Raw genomic sequence first — 19,642 nt, forward strand, 5'->3', positions numbered from 1 at the left:
GATGATGCTGATGTAAGGATTGGAGGCCGTCTGTAACAACGACAATCCGGCGCCGATCACGAACAAGCCGGTCAACACACCCGGGTACTGGCGCATTGCGGTGAACTCGCCGAACAACGTGGCGCCGATCGCCATCACGAACAGGCCCAGCGCCATGCCCTTCTTCATGCCGGTTCGGCGCAGCACCGCTGACGACGGCAATGCCAGGAAGAAGTAAGACAGATAGAACGCCATCGGCACCAGAAAGGCATTCAGGTCGTCGAGAGTGAAGGCGAGCTTGACGAAGGTGATCATCGGGCCGTTGAGCCAGGTGACGAAGCCGAAGATGAAGAACAGCACGCCGATCGTGATTACCGAGCCGAAGTAGCTGCCTTCGGTGACGCGCGTTGCTTGGACGGACATGAGGTTCCATTCGCGGGCAGAGGTATGGTTGTCGAATCCAATCACTATGCAAAAATCTGCCCTCCCAAACCACAATGACGAACCAAGACTGAACGGCCGTTCAGGCAGCAGCCATGACCTCGTCGCCGAAATCACGTCTTTGCTCATTCTCGTCGTGCTTTTTTCATCGAGAGGCGGGGCGTGCGCGCCCTGAAAGCGAATGGCGACACCTTTCAAGACATTGATAGCGGTCACGATGCTGGCCGTCCCGCTTGGGTCGGCCCTCGCGGCTGACAAGTCCGCCAATGTCCAGAAATCGGATAAACCGGCCACGAGAATCCTAGAAACGCGGCAAGCGACGCAACCCAACGCCATCGGCATATTGGCTTCGCCCGCGGCGCTGGCTCACTGGGTCGATGAGCAACGCGGGCGTCACGTTGCAGTTGGACTGAAGATTTTCAGATGATCGCGGCCGAGCGCCAAATGACGAGGGCACAGTAAGTTGGGTGATGGGCGTCGGCTGACCGCATAATGCGGACCGAAAAACGGACATTCGGATAGTAAAGGTGCGGCGCCCCGCGCGCCGCACGCTTCATTCAACTAGCCTCTGCAATGACGATGACCGTGGCTCCACCAGCAATGACGGTGGTGATAATGGTGAACGTAACCGACGGTCTGTGCCGGTGACGATTGTGCAGAAAGCGAACGAAGCGCGGCGACGTTACCGCTGACTGCAGCGTTTGCGAATCCAGCTCCCAACATCATCGCGGCGACGGCGATGACCACCCCTAAAGTTGTCTTCATGCTTGCTCTCCTAATTGTCAGGCATCGGTTTGACGCCAAGCGGCCGCTATGCTCAGCGGACCAGGGGGCAAGCTACATGGAATCCAACGATCCCGACTTTACGGTTGTGTAAAGAGACGAAAAGGAAAGTCTTTGGTTACTCGCTACTTCTCGTCAGGCGAGCAGCAGATTTCTCGATCATCGCCGGCGTCCTGCACACCTCAATCATCCACATGTTTTGCCGACGGCGTAGCTCTGTGAATTTTGCGAATCGGAGTGAGATCCCGCAGAAGATAATTGCTCCGGATGAAACAACACCCCGGCCGCCAGAAACAGCCGGGGTGCGACGCTAGGAGCCCGACATGCATGAAGAAAAAACAGGCCGGACAAGGTAATAGTGGGACCTATATTTTCCCCGCACCAGTGCTGAAACGGTCAATAGGCCATGAGGCCTAACCGTACCGCTGCATGCATAAGACCGTTGCAATGCCGGCCGAGTCCATCCGCCAGCCCCGCCGAGGAGGCCCCCGCGCACGGGATTCTACAGAGGACAAAGAAGGCTACTTGATAAGCTCAGGGAACGATGAGAGAAAGCCGCACATCAGGCTGCCATGGATCAACGGCCGGTGCCTTTTCCGGGCAACCCTCGCCGCTTCAGATTTCCCTGCCCCTCATGCTGCCGTCCGTAAGGGGAATCACAAATGACCGCATCCAAAATCAAGTTGCACAATGGAGATCTGCCGGCCGGGCTGACGTTCCCGCGCGGCGTCGCGATCGATACGGAGACGCTCGGGCTCAAGCCGCATCGCGACCGGCTGTGCCTCGTGCAACTCTCGAGCGGCGACGGCACCGCGCACCTCGTCAAATTCAATGGCGAAACCTACGACGCGCCGCGCCTCAAAGCCCTCCTGACGGATCCCAAGGTTCTCAAGATTTTTCATTTTGCGCGCTTTGACGTCGCCGTGCTCGAGCAGTACCTGGGGGTCGAAACAAGCCCGATCTACTGCACGAAGATCGCGTCGAAGCTGGTCCGCACATACACGGATCGACACGGCCTCAAGGACCTTGCCGGCGAACTTTTGGGAGTTGAGCTGTCCAAACAGCAACAGAGCAGCGACTGGGGCGCCGCCAAGCTCTCCCCCAGCCAAATGGCATATGCGGCGAATGATGTCCTTCACCTGCACGCCATTAAGGAAAGGCTAGATCAGATGCTCGCTCGCGAGGGCCGACAAGCCTTTGCAGCGGCAGCGTTTTCCTTTCTTGCCACGCGGGCCAAGCTCGACCTCGCCGGCTTCGAAGATGACGATATATTCGCCCATTAAGGGGGCGTCCGTGGCGCGAGGCCGGTGCCGGCTTCAGGCACGGAAGACGGGCGGTCCCAAAGTCTCCCCAATTGCCGCAGAGATTGGGACGATCTTGGGGGTCAAATCACATGAGCCGTAATGGCTGCCACAACTGACAGCGCCGTCACGAACGGCCGCGCGCGCACGTCTGCGAACAGCATCGTCGTTGCCGGGGACCGGACGGCGAGCCGCCGCACGGCGCACCGCCATTCGAAAAGCGTTCGAACGCTCAAGTTCGCGCTTCCGATTGCGGCGCTGGCGACGCTCGCCATCTTTGCAGGGTCCATCTTCAAAAGCGTCGGCTTCGGGCCGGCCATTCCCAACCTGAATATGCCGCAGATCATTGCCGACAACCTCAAAATGCAGAACCCTCACTACGAAGGCTTCAACGCCGACGGGGGGCACTACTGGGTCAGGGCGAAGACAGCGCAGCAGGATCTGAAGTCGCTCAGTGACATCCGTCTAGAGGGCATCACGGGTGAGATGATCGACGCGAAAAAGCAGAAGACTAATCTTGTCGCGACGCGGGGCTTGTTCGACAACACGTCCAACATTCTCGAACTTTATGACTCGATCAAAGTCACCGGCGATGGCGGGCTCGACGCTCAGCTGACGCGCGCAACGGTAAAGACGAAGGAAGGAATAATCACATCCGATCAGCCTTCGACGGTGTCGATGGGCGCCGGCCGGATCACGTCCAATCAATTGACGATTCGTCAGAAGACCAAAGAATATACGTTCCTCGACACCGTGCGCACGCATATGAAGCCGAAGAGCCCGGAGCCCGAGACAAAAGAGCAAAGCGCCGTCAAGCCCATGCCCTTTGGCAAGCCCGGCGAACCCGTCGACGTCGCCTCGAACCGGCTTGACATTGACGACGGGAAAAAGACGGCACTCTTTTCCGGCAGTGTCGTCGCGACGCAAGCCGGCGCCACCCTGAGGTCTCCTCAGCTTAGCGTGATCTACGACGGCGCCGTCGCGCCGCAAGGGCAAGAGGCCCAAGGCGATGCCGGCGGCACCAAGATCAAGCAGATTCTCGCCAAGGATTCGGTTGTGCTCGAGCAATCGTCAGGCGAAACCGCGACGAGCCGCACGGCTGCCTTTGACACCACCAGCAATACCGCCGTTCTCGAGGGTGATGTCGTCCTGACGCAAGGCGATGATAAAAAGGCGGTCGGCGATCGCGCCGATTACGACCAAGCTTCTCAAACGATGGTGCTCACCGGGCCGGTAGTCGTCACGCAAGGCAACAACGTCCTGAAAGGGCGCCGCCTCGTCTTCAATCGCACGACGAACAAATTGCAACTCACTGCGCCGGGTAGTACCGGAGCCGGTGCCGGCCGGATTTCGGCGCACTTCGTAAGGCCGGCAACGAAAGCTCCGGCGAGCGAGCCTGCTGAAGAGCCATCAACAGACGGCATTCCATTTGGCCCGACGTTCAAAACGGATCCAAACGCTCCTTATGATGTCCTGGCGGATAGGCTTGACGTCGATGACGCGGCAAAAGCCGCCGTATTCACGGGCAATGTCGTTGCCGCGCAGGGCGATATGACGATCCGTTCGGTGGAGCTCACGGCCTACTACACGGGCAGCGCCGGGCTCGCGACCGCCGCTGACGGGACGAAAAAGGGTGCTGCTTCGCTGACCCACCTCAAGGCGCGAAAAAAGGTGACCGTCGTCTCGAAGGATGGCCGGACGGCGACCGGCGACTGGGCCGACATCGACATCAAAACCAACGTCGCGACGCTCGGCGGGGCGGTGGTCCTCACGCAGGGCAAGAACGTCGTCAGGGGCACGAAGCTGCTGATCGACATGAATACGGGCGAGACGACGATAAAGACCGAACCTACGGCTTCCAGCGCCGGCGCGGCGATGATTTCCAGCAGCGAGGGCGACGGCGGCGGCGAGATCGTCAAGGCCGACCGGCCGAGTGCGATCTTTTATCCCGGCCAGATCCTGGGCTCAAAAAAGGCGAAAGCGGCTGCGAGTGCTGCTGTAAAGGAACTCGATGGCTGGCAAGCGCGGACGACACCTTGACCTCAACTTCGACTTGAAGACAGTTCCGGATTTTGACGCATGCCGCGCGGAGAGGCGATAAGTGTTCAAGGCTCTTCCAATCAGCCTCCGTTCAAAGGCGCCCGCCGCGGCTCGTAGCGCGCAGAACGGGCATGCGCACATGAATGGGCATGCGCCGCAGTCCGTACCGAACCCGGAAGATCCGCACGCGATCGGCGCCGAAGGTTGGCTCACCGCCTACGACGTCAAGAAATCCTATCGCAAGCGCATGGTCGTGAAGGGAGTCAGCCTTGCCGTCGGGCGGGGCGAATCGGTCGGCCTCCTGGGACCGAACGGGGCCGGCAAAACCACCGTGTTCTACATGATCACGGGACTTGTCGCGGCAGACGACGGGCGCATTACGCTCGATGGCGAAAACGTCACTATGTTGCCGATGTATCAGCGGGCCCGGCTTGGCGTCGGCTATCTGCCCCAGGAAGCCTCGATCTTTCGCGGACTTACGGTCGAGCAAAACATCATGTCCGTGCTCGAGCTGATCGAGCCGGATCGCAAGCAGCGGAAGGAGCAACTCGATAGCCTGCTTGAGGAATTTTCCATCGCGCGGCTCAGAAAATCACCAGCCCTGGCGCTTTCGGGCGGCGAACGCCGGCGCTGCGAAATTGCCCGGGCGCTGGCGTCACGGCCTTCGTTTATGTTGCTGGACGAACCATTTGCCGGTATCGACCCGATCGCGGTCGGCGATATCCAGCAACTCGTGCGCCACCTTACGGAACGTGGCATCGGCGTGCTGATCACCGATCATAACGTTCGTGAAACGTTAAGCCTCATCGACCGCGCCTACATCATCTACGATGGTCAGGTTCTAACACAGGGCAAGCCTTCGGAAATCATATCGAATGAAGACGTACGGCGGGTCTATCTCGGCGATATGTTCGTTAATACGCGTTGAGTATAAGCTGGCCGCTGGATCGTACGTAAGGGCAGCGGGTTAGCGCATGGCGCTTTCGGCAAAATTAGAGCTGAGGCAAGGCCAGCAGCTGGTGATGACGCCGCAGCTGCAACAAGCCATACGGCTCTTGCAACTCTCGAACCTAGAACTCACCGAATTCGTCGACGCCGAGCTCGAGCGCAATCCGCTACTCGAGCGCGAAGAAACGACGTCCAGTGCCAAGCCGGCGGAAGAGGCTCCAACGCAGCGCGCGGAGGACCCGGTAGGCGACAGTGCAGACGACCGTTGGCTTGATCTGAGGGAGCCCGTCAGCGATCACACCGGTGGTCTCGATGCCGACTTCGGTAACGTTTTTCAGGACCCCGGCACCGGCGAACCGGCAGGCGGCCCTGGAATGACGGGCATGAGCTGGGCAAACGTCACGCAGCGCATGCACAACGGCAGCACCGATGGCCACGATCTTGAAGACTTCGCCGTCCATCAGATTTCGCTGCGCGAGCATCTGAGCGCGCAGTTACCGCTCACCGTTACCGCGCCGGTCGAACGGATGATCGGACAATATCTGATCGATCTCGTCGACGACGCCGGCTACATTCCGGCGGACCTCGAAGCGCTGTCACAAAGACTTGGCGCGCCGCTCGAACTCATCGAAAGCGTCCTTGGCAAACTGCAGACGTTCGATCCGCCGGGAATATTTGCCCGCTCGCTCGCGGAATGCCTGGCGCTTCAGCTCAAGGATCAGAACCGTTACGACCCGCTGATGGCGCAATTGCTCGCCAATCTCGACCAACTCGCCAATCGCAACATCAGCGCGCTGAAAAAGGCCGTCGGTGTCGATATGGACGAACTGGCGGAGATGATCCGCGAGATCAAGCACCTCAATCCGAAGCCGGGCCTGAAATTCGGCGCCGTCCAAATGCAGCCCGTCGTACCCGATGTTATCGTCCGCGCCGCGTCCGATGGCGGTTGGCACGTCGAACTCAACAGCGATACGCTGCCGCGCGTTCTGATCGATCGCACCTACTACACGCGCATCGCCAAGGCGGCGGCGACCGAGAAGGACAAAGACTATCTGTTCGATTGTCTGCAGACCGCTAATTGGCTCGTCAAAAGCCTCGATCAGCGGGCCCGGACGATTTTGAAAGTCGCCGAGCAGATCGTCCGCCAGCAGGACAGTTTCTTCATGTACGGCGTTCAGCATCTGCGGCCGCTCAATTTGAAGGCGATTGCGGACGCCATCAAAATGCACGAGTCGACCGTGTCGCGCGTGACGTCGAACAAGTACATCGCAACACCACGCGGCATCTTCGAACTCAAATACTTTTTCACCTCGGCAATCGCGTCCGCGGCGGACGGCGAAGCCCATTCGTCCGAGTCGGTCCGCTACCGCATCAAGCAGATGATCGATGCGGAGCCTGCCGACGATGTACTGTCCGACGATCAACTTGTGGACAGGCTCAGAAATCAGGGCGTCGACATAGCGCGCCGCACAGTCGCCAAGTACCGTGAAGCTATGCGGATACCCTCTTCCGTGCAGCGCCGGCGCGATAAGAGACTGGTGGAACGACTGGGCGGGGTCGCCTAAAGAACCCTAATTAAGTTTATGAACATGTTGATGTTTTTCGTTACACTCGTTTTTCAACCGTGATTTGACAGTTGGCTGGTGCGCGCCTACCTCTTAGTGAAGAATGTCGTGCTGGTAGCGGTCACGCCAGCTTTCGATGGTGCGAGCCGCGGTGAGCGTCTTGGGCAGCAAAAACGACGGCGGCATTGCCACTCTTCGGCCCTGAAAGTGCGGAACAGGCAATCTCATGACCATTCAGATTACCGGAAAAAACCTCGACGCTGGTAACGCCTTCCAGACGTACGCGGGCGATAAGATTCGTGGCGTCTTGCAAAAGTATCTCGGACGCGAGCCCGATGGACACATCCGCCTGGAGCGAGAGCGCGGTTTGTTCAAGACGACGTGCTCTGTGCGACTTACGAGCGGCCTGCTGCTCGAGGCGCACGGCGAAGGCGGCGACGCGTATGCGAGCGTCGACGACGCCACGCATCGCCTTGAGACGCGCGTGCGACGCCACAAGGGCCGAATCAAGAAGCACTCGTCGGCTGCGGCGACGGCGCGGCGCAAAGCTGATGTCGAAGCCTCCGATCATGTCGTCGGCCTTGCCGACGAGGATCTGCCGGAACAGGACGAGGCCAACCCGCTGATCATCGCCGAAGGGCAACGCAACATCGGTCATATGACAGTCAGCGAAGCCGTCATGCATCTCGATTTGTCCGAAGCGTCTTTTATGATTTTTAGAAATTCCGGCCACGGCGGCCTTAATGTTGTCTACCGGCGCGGCGATGGGAATATTGGCTGGATCGACGCGGAACTTCCCATTTCGAGCAAGCCGAACGGAGCGTCCGCCGTCAAACCGGTGGGTTGAGGGAAATCAAATTGTTGAGGGCATGCTGCTTACACAGCAGCCGAAAAAAAACGCGTCTATAGCCGCATAGTGACGGCGATCTGATCGCGGATGGAGCTTGAATGAATATTGAAGACATGCTCGCCAAAGACGGGATTATCCCGCGATTGAAAGCCGAGGACAAAAAGCAGGCCCTTCAGGCTTTAGCTACGCGGGCCGAAGCCGCCACGGGCGCCAGCGCGCACGACATCTTTGCGGCGCTATTGCAGCGTGAACGGCTGAGCTCGACAAGCCTCGGGCGGGGAATTGCCATTCCTCACGTCAAGCTGCCCCACGTCAAAGCCATTACCTGCCTGTTCGCGCGCCTGGAGCGCCCTATTCCATTCGAAAGCCACGACGGCGAGCCGGTTGACCTGTTGTTCTTTCTTCTCGCACCGGAGCAGGCCGGCGGAGATCACCTCAAGGCGCTGGCTCGAATTTCGCGCCTCGTCCGCGATCCTGCGACGCTCGACGGCCTTCGCAACGCCAACGATACCGAGGACCTTCGCAACGTCTTGACGAGGCCGCTCGCCTCGCACGCGGCTTAGAAGCGGTTTGGCCGTTGCATCGGGGGGCCTGTGGCACCCTTTAGTGCAGGACGGCCAACGCGCCGAGACCGATGCCGCCGACCAAAAGCCGCCACCATCCGAAGAAGGAAAGTCCGCGACTGGCGATGAAGTCGAGCGCGTAGCGCACAACGATCACGCCCGTCACGAAGGCTGCGAGAAATCCCAGCACGATATGCTGGACGTCGCCGACGCCGAGTACGGACCAATTCTTGTAGAGATCGTAGGCGAAGGCGCCGGACATCGTCGGCATGGCGAGAAAGAATGAAAACTCGGCGGCCGTCCGCTTATCGGCGCCGACCAGCATGCCGCCGACAATCGTAGAGCCGGAACGTGAGACGCCCGGAATCATCGCCAAGCACTGGCAAAAGCCTATGATCAGCGCCGTAGAAGGCGGGATGTCCATTACGTCGTGGTAGCGCGGCGAGAAGTTCATGCGGTCGACGACGAGCAGCACGATGCCGCCGATCACGAGCGACAGGCAAATGATCACGGGAGATTCAAACAATACGTTTTTTATGATGTCGTGAGCCGCCGCGCCAATGACGGCAGCGGGCAGGAACGCGATCAGCACGGCGAGCACGAACCGCTGCGTTTTCGGGTCGCGCGGCAGATCGCGGGCGAGTTGCAGGAGCTTAGCTGAGTAGACCGTCAGAAGTGCCAGGATGGCGCCAAGCTGGATCAGAACTTCGAACGTCCTTCCGGGAGACGAAACGCCGAGCAGCCGTTCTACAAGCAGGAGATGGCCCGTAGACGAAACAGGGAGGTATTCGGTCAGCCCTTCGAGCCAGCCGAGAAAAATGACTTGCCAAGTATCCATGCGCCCTGCTGGCCCCTATCCGCCCCTTGCCCGAAAAACGCGAGAGGGTTAGCAGAATTCTTCGCCCCGCCATAGGAACCGATTGGCGCGGTTGCCTTCGAATCGGCGGGCACCGATGTATAGTCGCCGCTTTCGGCACCGAAGGGACCGCATGCCTCCGCGCCTTACCCAATACCGCCTCTGCCCGCGTTCGCGATCGGTGCGTCTGGCGCTCGCCGAATATGGGCAGGAGGTGACGCTGCTCGATGAAAACCCTTTGGAGTGGCGGAAAGGCTTCCTCGCCAAAAATCCGGCCGGTGAAATGCCGGTGATCGAGTACGATAACGGCTTGACGCTTTGCGGTGTCTATTCGATCTCGGAATTCATCGCCGAAGAAGCGCGTCCCGCTTCCACCGTCATGACCGCCGCTCCGCCATCGCTTCTCCCGGGCAATCGGGAAGACCGCGCCGAGGTGCGCCGGTTGATCGACTGGTATCACGGCAAATTCGACCGGGAAGTCACGCGCGAGCTGCTGATTGAAAAGGTTTACGGCTCGATGGGCCCGTCGGGCGGAACGGCTCCCGATCCCGGCATCCTGCGCGCGGCGCGCTCCAATCTGCGGTATCATCTCTCCTACACCGGCTATCTCGCCGATTCACGGCGCTGGCTCGCTGGCGACGATTTGAGCTTTGCGGATTTTGCGGCGGCGGCGCACATCTCGACCATCGACTACCTCGGCGAAATGCCGTGGGACGAATACCCCGCCGTCAAGGTCTGGTATCAGAGGATGAAATCGCGGCCGTCTTTCCGGACGCTTCTCGCCGACCGCATACCCGGTTCGCCGCCGCCGCTCGCCTATACCGATCTCGACTTCTAACCGTGAATGCTGCGTACCGTGATCCAAGCTGCCGCCGTAACCGCCAACCTGAACAATCTGCTGCAGGCTGAGGCACGCAAGCTCGGCCTCGACGCGATTGGGGTGGCGCGCATAGCGCCGAACGATCAGCAGACGACGCGGCTTGCACAATTTCTCGAGCAGGGCCGCCACGGCGACATGGACTGGATGGAGAGCAACGCCGACCGGCGCGGCGATCCGCGGCGGCTATGGCCGGAAGCCAAAAGCGCGATCATGGTTGGCCAGTCCTACGCGCCGGGCTCAAACCCGCTGGACGAACTTAAGGTCCGCGAGCGCGGCCTCGTCTCGGTCTACGCCAAAGGCCGCGACTATCACGACGTTCTCAAATCGAAGATCAAATCGCTGGCGCGTGCTTTTGCGGCGGCGTCCGGAGCGGACGTCAAGGTTTTCGTCGATACCGCACCGCTGATGGAAAAGCCGCTTGCCGCGAAAGCCGGGCTCGGCTGGCAGGGCAAGCATACAAACCTCGTTTCGCGCGAGCACGGATCGTGGCTGTTTCTCGGCGCCATTCTGACCACCGCCGATCTCGAGCCCAACGCCGCGGAGGTGGATCACTGCGGCTCTTGCCAGCGCTGTCTCGACGTCTGTCCGACAAAGGCGTTCCCGGCGCCCTATCAACTCGACGCGCGCCGCTGCCTCGCCTACCTGTCGATCGAACACAAGGGACACATCGCGCCCGAGTTTCGTGTCCCGATGGGCAACCGCGTGTTCGGCTGCGACGATTGCCTGGCAATCTGTCCGTGGAACAAGTTTGCTTCCGCCGCGAGTGAATTGCGCTTTGCGGCTCGAGCTGAAACGGACAATCCGCCCATCGCGGAGTTTCTGGCGCTCGACGACGTATCATTCCGGCAGCGGTTTGCCGGAACGCCGGTCAAGCGGACCGGGCGCAATCGGATTGTCCGCAATGCGCTGATCGCCGCCGGAAATTCCGGCGATGCATCGCTGATGCCGCTAATCACGCCGCTTCTCGACGATGCGTCACCGCTCGTTCGGGCGATGGCGGTCTGGGCGGCTCGCCGTCTTCTGAAAGAGGCGGACGTTAAGGCGTTGAGACAGCATCACGAACCGCGCGAAAGGGATGGCGATGTCTCGGCGGAATGGACGCGCAACCTTGAGGGATGCGCGGCATGAACAAGCTTTTTTGCTTTGGCCTCGGCTACAGCGCCACGGCTCTCGCCCGGCGCGTGACGGCACGCGACTGGACCGTTTCAGGGACGAGCACGGATGCCGAGAAAGCCAACGCCCTGACGCGGCAAGGATACAGCGCATTCCTTTTTGACGGCCGGGCGCGGAACGCCGAAGTCGCCGAGGCTCTTCGCAGCGCAACGCACGTGCTGCTTTCGATTCCTCCGGATGCGAGCGGCGACCCGGCGTTTGCTCACTATCGCGACGACATCGCGTCGAGTCCGTCGATTTCCTGGATCGGCTATTTCTCGAGCGTAAGTGTTTACGGCGATGCTGACGGCGGCTGGGTCGATGAAACGACGACGCCCCATCCCCGCACGGAGCGCGGAACGCGACGGCTCAAAGCTGAAAACGACTGGCTCGGTCTTGGGCGGCAAACCGGCAAGGCCGTCGTCATTTTCCGCCTTCCGGGCATTTACGGCCCCGGACGAAGCGCCATCGACCAGCTCCGCGCCGGTACCGCACGGCGTATCTTCAAGCCGGGGCAAGTCACCAATCGCGTCCACGTCGACGACATCGCGGCAGCCGTCGACGCCGCTTTGCATTTCAGCACCGGCGACCACGTCTTCAACGTGACCGACGACCTGCCCGCCCCGCCGCAGGACGTCATCGCCTACGGCGCCGAGCTGTTGGGGGTGCCGTGCCCTCCAGCTACCGATCCGGCCGATGCCGGCCTGTCGCCGATGGCTCGGAGCTTTTACGGCGAAAGCAAGAAAGTTTCGAACGCGCGGATGAAGGCCGAATTGAGCGTTTCTCTAGCCTATCCGACCTACGTCGAGGGGCTCAAAGCCATCGCCGGGCGCACGACGTAGGCTTTTCAAATCGTGCCACACGTTTTCCGCCATTCCGCCTGGAATGCCTCGTAGATATGCTCCCGGCGCCTTTCGATATGCGGGACGACCTTCCATGCAGCTGAGTGCGTTATCGGTGGTCGCGACGCTAGCCTTGATGGGCTCGGCGCTGCCAGTTCCGGCGGAGCCGATCGATCCGGCTCAGGCCATCGCGCAAAAGTTCTCGGAAGCCAGCGATCCGAAACCGGCCCCGAAGCCGGCGCTGACGACTGAGCGGCCCGACCTCGACTACGAATTGGATATGCTGAGCCGAGCGCGGGCCGAAGAACTCGAGCGCCAAAGTGCAGACGAGATGATGGTAAAAGTGGCGGCACCCGTTGCCGCGACGCCAGCCGTCACGGCACCCGCCGCGCCGACGACGACTGACAAAACGCCGGTTGCCGCACCATCGGCCGAGCCTACGCCTGCGCCAGCGCCTGCCGCCCCTGCACGCCTTGCCGAACCAGTGGCACCCGAGCCGCCCGCAGTTGTGAAGCCGGCACCAACCGCAGCACCTCCTCCGGCACTGCCACCGGCGGCAGCCTCGGACGATACTGACGCTCAATCGAAGGTTCAGCCGCGCGTCACGGTTCTGCTCGTGCTCGATTCCGACGGCAACGACGCAGCCTCGGCCGTCAAGCCCGATCCGATCATCTGCTTCGACCAGCGGTGCTGGATTTCGAACGGGCTCGAGGCGCCGGCCCGACCCATGCCGCGATCTGAGGCGCTGGCGCTCAAGTCAACCAACACCGCGACGTCCGACTCGTGCAGCGGCAAATCGGCGTGCGCCTTCCGTAACATCGCCCTCGGACCCGGCTCACAAATTCAGGTCGTTGCGGTCGGGGAGAGCCGCGGCGTCGCGGACGGGTCGTATACGGTTGCCGCCGACACGAGCTGCCGCAAGGATGACGGCGACCTCGTTTGCGGCAACGCGCTTGTGACGCAAGAGTTCAGGCTTTGGTTGGTGCCGGAGCCGACAGCGCAGGCGGTTGGTCCGGCGGGACTTGAGGACGCCGTCGCGGAAGGCCTTCCCGATGACGACGACGCGCAGCCGGACAACGACAAGTAACGACTACGCGAACTTGGCGATCTCGGCGAAGAGCACATCTAGATCCTGCGGCCTCGACAAGCGATGTTCGCCGTCCGCAATTTCGATGAGTTGCACATTGTCGCCCGTCAGGAAGCCTAGGAGTTCGCGCGTGTGGGCGGCGGGCACATCCGGATCTTGCAACCCCTGAAGTATGACGACGGGACGGCCTGGATCAAATGGTTCGCGGGCTAAAAGATTTTGACGGCCATCCTCGATCAGCTGCCGCGTAATCGGATACGGCGAGCCGTAAGCAGACGGCTGATCGTAGCGTCCCTTCTCGATGATCTCGCGGCGCGCCTCCTGAGGAAACCGCTTCCACATCAGTTCCTCGGTCATGTCCCACGCCGGAGCGATGAGAACCATCGCCTTGACGCGGTGTGCCTCCGACGGCTCCTCTCGCAGCATCTTGCGAAGTAACAGTAGCGCAATATGACCGCCCATACTTGATCCGATGATGATTTGCGGACCGGTCGTGACGCGCGTGAAGACGGCGTGCGTTTCTTCGAGCCAGCGACCAATCGTTCCATCGGTGAATGCGCCGCCGGATTGCCCGTGACCTGAATAATCAAATCGCGTCGAAGGCAAGCCGCGCGCCGCCGCCCAATTTGCAACTGCCGTCGCCTTCGTCGAGGCCATGTCCGACATAAATCCGGGTAACCAGACGATGCCGGGCTTATTGTCTTGCGATACTTTTCGAGCCCGATAGGCGATGTTGCGGGCTGTGCCGCCGGTACCGACGACCAGAGTTTGCGGTTCGGCTTCCTGCACCTTATAGAACCCTCCGTAACGTCATAGCCGCTTCTCCAAATCCTCGAACGCGATGAGCCGAACGTGCCCGAACCGTTGACCGTGCTGCAAGTCATACCTCGCATGCGGGCGGGCGGCGCCGAACTCGGCTGCCTGCAGATTGCAACGGCGCTGGTAAAGGCCGGGCATCGCGCCATCGTCGCTTCCGAAGGCGGCCAGTTGGTCGAGCCGCTCGAAGCTGCGGGTGCCGAACACATCATCCTGCCGCTGGCGTCGAAGAACCCGCTCATTCTCGCACGAAACGCCGGGCGACTCGCTGCGTTGATACGGCGCGAAGGCGTTTCGATCATTCATGCAAGAAGCCGGGCTCCCGCGTGGAGTGCACTGATCGCGGCGCGGCGCACCGGCATCCCATTCGTCACGACCTATCATTCCGATTATTCCGAAAAGGGGCGAGTAAAGAATCTCTACAACAGCGTCATGGCGCGCAGCGACACGGTCATCGCCGTGTCCGATTACATGGCGCATCTGATCCGCACTCGCTATCAGACGCCCGAAAAGCGCATCGCGATCATTCACCGGGCTTTCGACGATGCGGTGTTCGATTCGGACAAGCTGACGCCCGAGCGCATCGCGGCCGTTCGCGCGCTGCTCAACGCCGACGGCACGAAGCCTGTTCTGCTACTGGCAGGACGCATAACGCCGCGCAAAGCGCAGCATCATCTGGTTACCGCACTCGGCCTGTTGAAAGAGCGCGGCGCGCCCGCTGTCGTTTGCGTGCTGGCCGGCGAAATCGAAAAACCGGAATTCAAAGCCGAACTCGAAGCACAGGCCCTTCGTCTCGGCGTCGGCGATCAACTGCGTTTCCCCGGACACGTTCGAGATATGGCTGCGGCCTATTCCATCACGGATATATCGCTAAATATTTCCGAGCAGGAGGGACTGCCACGGGTCGCGATCGAAGCGCAGGCGATGGGCGTGCCGATGATCGTTTCGGACACGGGGCCAGGGCGCGAAGTGGCGCTGACGGAACCTGACGTTTCAGCGGACGAAGCCTCGGGGCTGCGCGTGCCTTATGGCAATCCTCAGGCCGTCGCGGACGCAATCGAAGCCATGCTGAATTGGCCGCCGGAAAAGCGCAAAGCCTACGGGCAACGGGGTTCGGCGCACGTGCGCCGCCGGTTCACTCTGCAGCAATTCATGTCAAAAACACTGGACATCTATAAAGGTTTGCAACGGCATTCACTCGTCTAATCCAGCCCGCTGAACATTTTCCCGGTACTGCCGGCCTAGCCGCTTGCCAACGGATAAATGCTGTGCTTCCCATTTCAATATGGACGCTATTTCTCGCCAAATTTTTGGGGTTATAACCGGATCCAGGACGACGCGCCGGTTTTAGGGGTCAGCGGTGGACATTGTACTGCGTGACGATAGCAAGCCTTGGCTCATCGTCGGCTTCTTCACGCCGAACTATCAGCCGCTGTCTGCGAAATTCGCCGACAGCCTGAAGCGCCAGGGTCACCCGCACCATTTGTTTGCCGTCGAACCGTCCGGCGATTGGTCGGACGAAACGATGCGCAAGCCGGCCATCGTGCTCAATGCCATGAAGGTCTATCCCAACAAGACGCTGATCTTGATGGATGTCGATTGTATTGTGAACGGACCGCTCGACGAATTGTCCAATATCGTCGGCAATGCGGATTTCAGCTGCTTTCCGACGCTGCGCGTCAAGAAATTTCGCCGACACAGTCAACGCTTTTCATTGAGCTCCCGCGTCATGTTCGTGCGGCCGACAGATGGGGCGCGCAAGCTGATGGAAGAGTGGCAGGCGGCGTGTCGCGAACGGCCCAATTTGCACGGCGCAGAGCGCAATCTGGTTTTGGCATTTACGCGCGCAGTCGGCGTCACCTATTCACCCATGCCTGTGATCTATGCGGGCCGCGAGGCGCAAAGCGCTCCGGCTGGAGCACTCGTGACGCATCAGAGCACCGCCTTTGCACACGGGAAAAAGCGGTCTCTCTCGAACAGGATCGAAGATTTGCTGGCGCTTGGCAAACGGGAACGAAACGCAAGGCCAGGCTGATCGTCTTTTTGCCGCTCGCATTAAGCGTCGCGAAAATGATCGGGCGGATCGCGTGTCGTTGAGGAACTTCGAAGTACGGCGAATGCAGACAATCATTTGCATGAAATGGGGCGATCGCTATCCAACCGATTACGCCAATCGGCTGTGGTCGATGATCGAGCGAAATACGCGGCGCCCGACCCGGCTCGTTTGCTATACGGACGATCCGTCGGGCTTGGCCGACGGTATTGAAGCCTATCCACTTCCACATATTGTGCTGCCCGACCGCATCGCGCGCCGGCCTTGGCGAAAGATGTCATTGTGGGCGCCATCGCTCGCGGGCGTTCAGGGGGACGTATTGTTTCTCGACCTCGATCTCGTCATTACCGGTGGCCTCGACGACTTTTTCGATTTCAAGCCGGAGTGCACATTCTGCGTGATTGAAAACTGGACGCAGATGGGATCGGGGATTGGCAATACGTCCGTTTATCGCTTTCGCGTCGGCTCCCATTCATATCTTTACGACCAATTCCAGCAGAACACCGAACGTGTTCTGGCGCAATATTCGAACAGCCAGACTTACATATCGCGCACGATCCAAGAGAAGGCGTTCTGGCCGGACCCTTGGTGCCAGAGTTTTAAGCATACGCTGATGCCGGGCTGGCCCCTCAATTTCGTATGTGAGGCAACTCTACCACCACTGACGAAAGTCGTGGCGTTTACCGGCAAACCTGATCCGGACGAGGCCCGCGATGGACGCTGGGACGCGCCGTGGTACAAGAAGATATATAAGTTCGTCCGTCCAACTCCTTGGATCGCCGAGCATTGGCGTTGAAAGCGGCCATATGTCAGAATGTGGCCACAGGTCCGCGAACAACAAAAAAATGGCATTCCCCAGGCTCATCGGCTCGTCGGGTGCTTGACTTCTGGCGCGCAGTTCCGAATCGTCACATCGCTGGTACCTAATTCCTGTGCTCTGGCGTTAGCCGGGGTTCCGGGAGCATAACGACAGCAACCTGAAACAACCGAAGGAGACGTTACCATCCGTAGACCGATGCGCCCCGAGCCTCAGAGCCGGGAAAATTCCGGGCCCCGCATAAACGATCAGATCCGGGCCCGCGAAGTTCGCCTTATCGACGAGGCGGGCCAAAATGTCGGCGTTGTCCCCAAACAGGACGCCTTGACCCGAGCTCAGGACGCGGGGCTCGATCTCGTAGAGATCTCACCGGATGCCGAGCCGCCGGTCTGCAAGATCCTCGATTTTGGCAAGTACAAGTTTCAAGAGCAGAAGAAAGCCGCCGAGGCTCGCAAGAACCAGAAGATCGTCGAGCTGAAAGAGATCAAGATGCGTCCCGGCATCGATGATCACGATTACGATGTGAAGATGCGCTCGATCAGACGGTTCTTCGAGGAAGGCGACAAGGTGAAGATCACGTTGCGCTTCCGCGGACGCGAGATGGCTCATTCGCAGCTCGGCATGGCCGTTCTGCAACGGGTGAAGGGCGACACTGAAGCCATCGCGAAGGTCGAAAGCGAACCGCGCTTCGAAGGCCGGCAGATGGTCATGGTCCTATCACCGAAGTGATTGTCGTGGCGGGGCCGCCAGCGCGCCCCGCTACTCCTCCCGTCGAATTTACGATGCCTTTTAATTGCGCAGTCGAGGGCCTTGTCCGCGCATCCCGAGGGCTCTAGCTTCCGCAGCGCGATCGTAGCGGATCTGGAGCGCCGACGGCATGGACGAAGACCGGCCATTCGACTTTTCGATCCTCGATCGACTGGGTGCCCCCTATCGTCAGTTCGATGCGGGGGAAAAAGTCTTCCTCGAAGACGAGCCCGGCAGTGAGATGTACATGGTTCGCTCCGGGCGCGTCGACGTCATCACCTACGGCAGCGTTCTCGAGAACGTTCGCGCCGGCGGCATCTTCGGAGAACTCGCGCTGATTGACGATGGGCCGCGCAGCGCCGCGGCGATCGCGGCCGAGCCGACGGAAGTGGTTGCGATCAGCAAGCCGGCGTTTTTAGCCATTATCCGCGATGATCCGCAATTCGCGCTACGCGTGATGGGCCTGCTCGCGACCCGAATTCGCCGGATGAACAAGGACGTCTAGCGTGGCAGCCTAAGCCGCCGCACACGCGTTTCGCAGCGGATACAATTGCTCAGAAACTTACCTGCGGCGAACTGCAGCGCTCATGCGCTGCCAGCCACATTAACCCAGTTTCTGGAGCGGCTCGGCTTCTGCAGGCTGCGCGATCTTCGCATGCGCTTCCCAGATCAGCCGCTGGATAACTTGCGTGCGATTTGGCACGGTCGGATGGGCGCGGCGCAGATCGTCCAATTGCTTCAGCGTATCGGCATCGAGAGAGACGGAAACGACGTGATCCATGAATACGGTCCTTTTTGCTTAGCGGGCTTGTTCTAGGTCCCGTTTCTTAGGAGCCATCGCCGGCATTGGCTGTTCCTGCCGTGACGGAACGAAACTTTGTCGCTGCACTCAATCAATCCACGTTCACCAGATCACCGCAATGGCGGTTAATCGAAGCGAGCCGGGCGATTTGGCACAGGCGACGGATCTTCAACCCTCATAAACACATCAGATATGTTTACAGTGTGGTCAGGAACGGCGAACTAAATTCCGGTGTTCCCCACGCTACAGCGAAGCGACCGCCGGCGGGGTCTCTCTGCCTAATCGTCTTGGCATCGAGATCAAAAGAGGGTTTGCCGTGGTTTCTCCGAAGATTGACCGCCTCGTCCGCTACACCGGCGTCAACTTGGCATCGACGGTCGTCGACTACACCATCTTTCTGACGCTGACTCACATTTTTGGCATGCCGATCCTGGAGAGCGTGATCGCCTATTCGGTGGCAGTGTTGGTGAACTATACGCTCACCAAGAATTTCGTGTTCCTCGGGGACATGTCGCACAAAAGCGAACACCGCTTGTTCATGGAATTCGTCGGCACCGGCCTGCTCGGGCTTGTGATAACGGCCGCGGTGATCTGGTTCACGATCCATGTCTTGGCGCTAACGCCGCTTGCCGCCAAAACGATCTCCATGCTGATTTGCTTCGTTGTCCTCTACTTCGTCCGCAGTCGCCTCGTGTTCAACGAGAATGCCGGAAGCTCGGCTGTCGCGTAAAACCAAGGAGCGACCGCGTTGACGCGCCGCGGCACGCGCCAGCGGGTCACAGAAATTCGCAGATCAGAAATTGACGTGCTGAATGACGTAACCACCGGCAGCGGCGATGAGACCCGCAACGAGCACGTAGGGCAGGATCGACACCAGCACCATCAGCAACCCGACAAAGGCTTTCAGGATTTGCTCGGCGGCCGACCACAGCTCGATCGCGGCCCGGTAGAGCACGTAGACGATGGCGACGACGACGATGGCGAGAACCGCGATCTTCCATACCGGCAGACTCTGCCAATCGGATTGGAACGTCGAAATGATCTGGCCGAACGACCATCGCCAAATCAGCTCTACGAACTTGAATATCGCTGTGATGCCCTGCTGCAGCAGGTTTATGAT

Annotated in this window: 20 protein-coding genes and 1 pseudogene; 16 read left to right on the plus strand and 5 right to left on the minus strand. The window is 60.1% G+C overall.

Translation table 11 applies throughout. From position 1 onward, the window contains the following. Positions 1-762 (minus strand): annotated as a pseudogene (locus tag VN623_RS01550) (hypothetical protein); the annotation flags it as partial. 1,103 nt (positions 763-1,865) lie between these two features. On the opposite strand from VN623_RS01550, the gene VN623_RS01555 reads away from it, so the two are divergent. The 6 genes from VN623_RS01555 to VN623_RS01580 all read left to right on the plus strand — a co-directional run bounded on the left by VN623_RS01555 (position 1,866) and on the right by VN623_RS01580 (position 8,470). Further along, complete coding sequence (locus VN623_RS01555) at positions 1,866-2,486, plus strand: ribonuclease D (RefSeq protein ID WP_325567410.1); 621 nt, start codon at positions 1,866-1,868, stop codon at positions 2,484-2,486. 120 nt (positions 2,487-2,606) lie between these two features. Continuing rightward, positions 2,607-4,544, plus strand: coding sequence for an LPS export ABC transporter periplasmic protein LptC (gene lptC / locus VN623_RS01560; protein ID WP_325567412.1), 1,938 nt, complete (start codon positions 2,607-2,609; stop codon positions 4,542-4,544). A gap of 61 nt (positions 4,545-4,605) precedes the next feature. After that, on the plus strand, positions 4,606-5,472 hold the full coding sequence (gene lptB / locus VN623_RS01565; RefSeq protein WP_325567413.1) for an LPS export ABC transporter ATP-binding protein: 867 nt from the start codon (positions 4,606-4,608) through the stop codon (positions 5,470-5,472). Between the two features lie 46 nt (positions 5,473-5,518). Then, a complete protein-coding gene (gene rpoN, locus VN623_RS01570) occupies positions 5,519-7,057 on the plus strand; it encodes an RNA polymerase factor sigma-54 (RefSeq protein ID WP_325567415.1) in 1,539 nt (512 codons plus the stop codon). Positions 7,058-7,283: 226 nt separating this feature from the next. Continuing rightward, a complete protein-coding gene (gene hpf, locus VN623_RS01575) occupies positions 7,284-7,904 on the plus strand; it encodes a ribosome hibernation-promoting factor, HPF/YfiA family (RefSeq protein WP_325567417.1) in 621 nt (206 codons plus the stop codon). A gap of 101 nt (positions 7,905-8,005) precedes the next feature. After that, entirely contained in the window at positions 8,006-8,470 is a 465-nt protein-coding gene (locus VN623_RS01580; protein WP_325567419.1) for a PTS sugar transporter subunit IIA, read from the plus strand. 40 nt (positions 8,471-8,510) lie between these two features. Here the strand turns inward: VN623_RS01580 and VN623_RS01585 are convergent, their stop codons facing one another. Continuing rightward, positions 8,511-9,308: an undecaprenyl-diphosphate phosphatase gene (locus tag VN623_RS01585; RefSeq protein WP_325567421.1), complete on the minus strand. Its 798-nt coding sequence runs from the start codon at positions 9,306-9,308 to the stop codon at positions 8,511-8,513. Between the two features lie 151 nt (positions 9,309-9,459). Here VN623_RS01585 and VN623_RS01590 point away from each other — a divergent pair, with 151 nt between their 5' ends. The 4 genes from VN623_RS01590 to VN623_RS01605 all read left to right on the plus strand — a co-directional run bounded on the left by VN623_RS01590 (position 9,460) and on the right by VN623_RS01605 (position 13,287). Continuing rightward, the gene (locus VN623_RS01590) at positions 9,460-10,164 is read left to right on the plus strand and encodes a glutathione S-transferase family protein (protein ID WP_325567423.1); all 705 of its coding nucleotides are present in this window, start codon (positions 9,460-9,462) and stop codon (positions 10,162-10,164) included. A gap of 6 nt (positions 10,165-10,170) precedes the next feature. Then, entirely contained in the window at positions 10,171-11,334 is a 1,164-nt protein-coding gene (queG, locus tag VN623_RS01595) for a tRNA epoxyqueuosine(34) reductase QueG (protein WP_325567425.1), read from the plus strand. Next, entirely contained in the window at positions 11,331-12,200 is an 870-nt protein-coding gene (locus VN623_RS01600; RefSeq protein WP_325567427.1) for an SDR family oxidoreductase, read from the plus strand. The genes queG and VN623_RS01600 overlap by 4 nt, the downstream gene beginning before the upstream one ends. A 94-nt stretch (positions 12,201-12,294) precedes the next feature. Continuing rightward, the gene (locus VN623_RS01605; RefSeq protein ID WP_325567429.1) at positions 12,295-13,287 is read left to right on the plus strand and encodes a hypothetical protein; all 993 of its coding nucleotides are present in this window, start codon (positions 12,295-12,297) and stop codon (positions 13,285-13,287) included. A gap of 3 nt (positions 13,288-13,290) precedes the next feature. Here VN623_RS01605 and VN623_RS01610 read toward each other — a convergent pair whose 3' ends face one another. Next, positions 13,291-14,076 (minus strand): alpha/beta hydrolase, encoded by a 786-nt coding sequence (locus VN623_RS01610; RefSeq protein WP_325567431.1) that lies wholly within the window; start codon positions 14,074-14,076, stop codon positions 13,291-13,293. A 63-nt stretch (positions 14,077-14,139) separates the two neighbouring features. Between VN623_RS01610 and VN623_RS01615 the strand changes: the two genes are divergently transcribed. From VN623_RS01615 to VN623_RS01635, 5 genes are all read left to right on the plus strand, one after another. Then, the gene (locus VN623_RS01615) at positions 14,140-15,309 is read left to right on the plus strand and encodes a glycosyltransferase family 4 protein (protein ID WP_325567433.1); all 1,170 of its coding nucleotides are present in this window, start codon (positions 14,140-14,142) and stop codon (positions 15,307-15,309) included. A 154-nt stretch (positions 15,310-15,463) separates the two neighbouring features. Beyond that, positions 15,464-16,138 carry a hypothetical protein gene (locus VN623_RS01620; protein WP_325567434.1) on the plus strand — a complete coding sequence of 225 codons (675 nt, stop codon included), beginning with the start codon at positions 15,464-15,466 and terminating at the stop codon, positions 16,136-16,138. Positions 16,139-16,220: 82 nt separating this feature from the next. Then, entirely contained in the window at positions 16,221-16,952 is a 732-nt protein-coding gene (locus tag VN623_RS01625) for a hypothetical protein (RefSeq protein ID WP_325567436.1), read from the plus strand. A 219-nt stretch (positions 16,953-17,171) separates the two neighbouring features. Beyond that, positions 17,172-17,702 carry a translation initiation factor IF-3 gene (gene infC / locus VN623_RS01630; protein WP_325567438.1) on the plus strand — a complete coding sequence of 177 codons (531 nt, stop codon included), beginning with the start codon at positions 17,172-17,174 and terminating at the stop codon, positions 17,700-17,702. 148 nt (positions 17,703-17,850) lie between these two features. Continuing rightward, on the plus strand, positions 17,851-18,225 hold the full coding sequence (locus VN623_RS01635) for a cyclic nucleotide-binding domain-containing protein (protein ID WP_325567440.1): 375 nt from the start codon (positions 17,851-17,853) through the stop codon (positions 18,223-18,225). A 99-nt stretch (positions 18,226-18,324) separates the two neighbouring features. Here VN623_RS01635 and VN623_RS01640 read toward each other — a convergent pair whose 3' ends face one another. Next, the gene (locus VN623_RS01640; RefSeq protein WP_325567443.1) at positions 18,325-18,501 is read right to left on the minus strand and encodes a hypothetical protein; all 177 of its coding nucleotides are present in this window, start codon (positions 18,499-18,501) and stop codon (positions 18,325-18,327) included. Between the two features lie 337 nt (positions 18,502-18,838). On the opposite strand from VN623_RS01640, the gene VN623_RS01645 reads away from it, so the two are divergent. Further along, entirely contained in the window at positions 18,839-19,252 is a 414-nt protein-coding gene (locus VN623_RS01645; protein WP_325567445.1) for a GtrA family protein, read from the plus strand. A 63-nt stretch (positions 19,253-19,315) separates the two neighbouring features. On the opposite strand, the gene VN623_RS01650 is transcribed toward VN623_RS01645, so the two are convergent. Beyond that, positions 19,316-19,642 (minus strand): hypothetical protein (locus VN623_RS01650; RefSeq protein WP_325567447.1); only part of this gene is annotated, 327 nt, incomplete at its 5' end.

Origin of the sequence: Hyphomicrobium sp. (assembly GCF_035572195.1) — a bacterium.
In the GTDB taxonomy this organism is placed as follows: domain Bacteria; phylum Pseudomonadota; class Alphaproteobacteria; order Rhizobiales; family Hyphomicrobiaceae; genus Hyphomicrobium_B.

Bases quoted from the DNA above. Each gene is read 5' to 3' on its own strand.
- VN623_RS01640 (WP_325567443.1), bottom strand. From the start codon at position 18,501: ATGGATCACGTCGTTTCCGTCTCTCTCGATGCCGATACGCTGAAGCAA.
- infC (WP_325567438.1), top strand. From the start codon at position 17,172: ATGCGCCCCGAGCCTCAGAGCCGGGAAAATTCCGGGCCCCGCATAAAC.
- VN623_RS01605 (WP_325567429.1), top strand. From the start codon at position 12,295: ATGCAGCTGAGTGCGTTATCGGTGGTCGCGACGCTAGCCTTGATGGGC.
- hpf (WP_325567417.1), top strand. From the start codon at position 7,284: ATGACCATTCAGATTACCGGAAAAAACCTCGACGCTGGTAACGCCTTC.
- VN623_RS01555 (WP_325567410.1), top strand. From the start codon at position 1,866: ATGACCGCATCCAAAATCAAGTTGCACAATGGAGATCTGCCGGCCGGG.
- VN623_RS01635 (WP_325567440.1), top strand. From the start codon at position 17,851: ATGGACGAAGACCGGCCATTCGACTTTTCGATCCTCGATCGACTGGGT.
- lptC (WP_325567412.1), top strand. From the start codon at position 2,607: ATGGCTGCCACAACTGACAGCGCCGTCACGAACGGCCGCGCGCGCACG.
- VN623_RS01580 (WP_325567419.1), top strand. From the start codon at position 8,006: ATGAATATTGAAGACATGCTCGCCAAAGACGGGATTATCCCGCGATTG.
- VN623_RS01600 (WP_325567427.1), top strand. From the start codon at position 11,331: ATGAACAAGCTTTTTTGCTTTGGCCTCGGCTACAGCGCCACGGCTCTC.
- rpoN (WP_325567415.1), top strand. From the start codon at position 5,519: ATGGCGCTTTCGGCAAAATTAGAGCTGAGGCAAGGCCAGCAGCTGGTG.
- VN623_RS01585 (WP_325567421.1), bottom strand. From the start codon at position 9,308: ATGGATACTTGGCAAGTCATTTTTCTCGGCTGGCTCGAAGGGCTGACC.
- VN623_RS01590 (WP_325567423.1), top strand. From the start codon at position 9,460: ATGCCTCCGCGCCTTACCCAATACCGCCTCTGCCCGCGTTCGCGATCG.
- queG (WP_325567425.1), top strand. From the start codon at position 10,171: ATGCTGCGTACCGTGATCCAAGCTGCCGCCGTAACCGCCAACCTGAAC.
- VN623_RS01625 (WP_325567436.1), top strand. From the start codon at position 16,221: ATGCAGACAATCATTTGCATGAAATGGGGCGATCGCTATCCAACCGAT.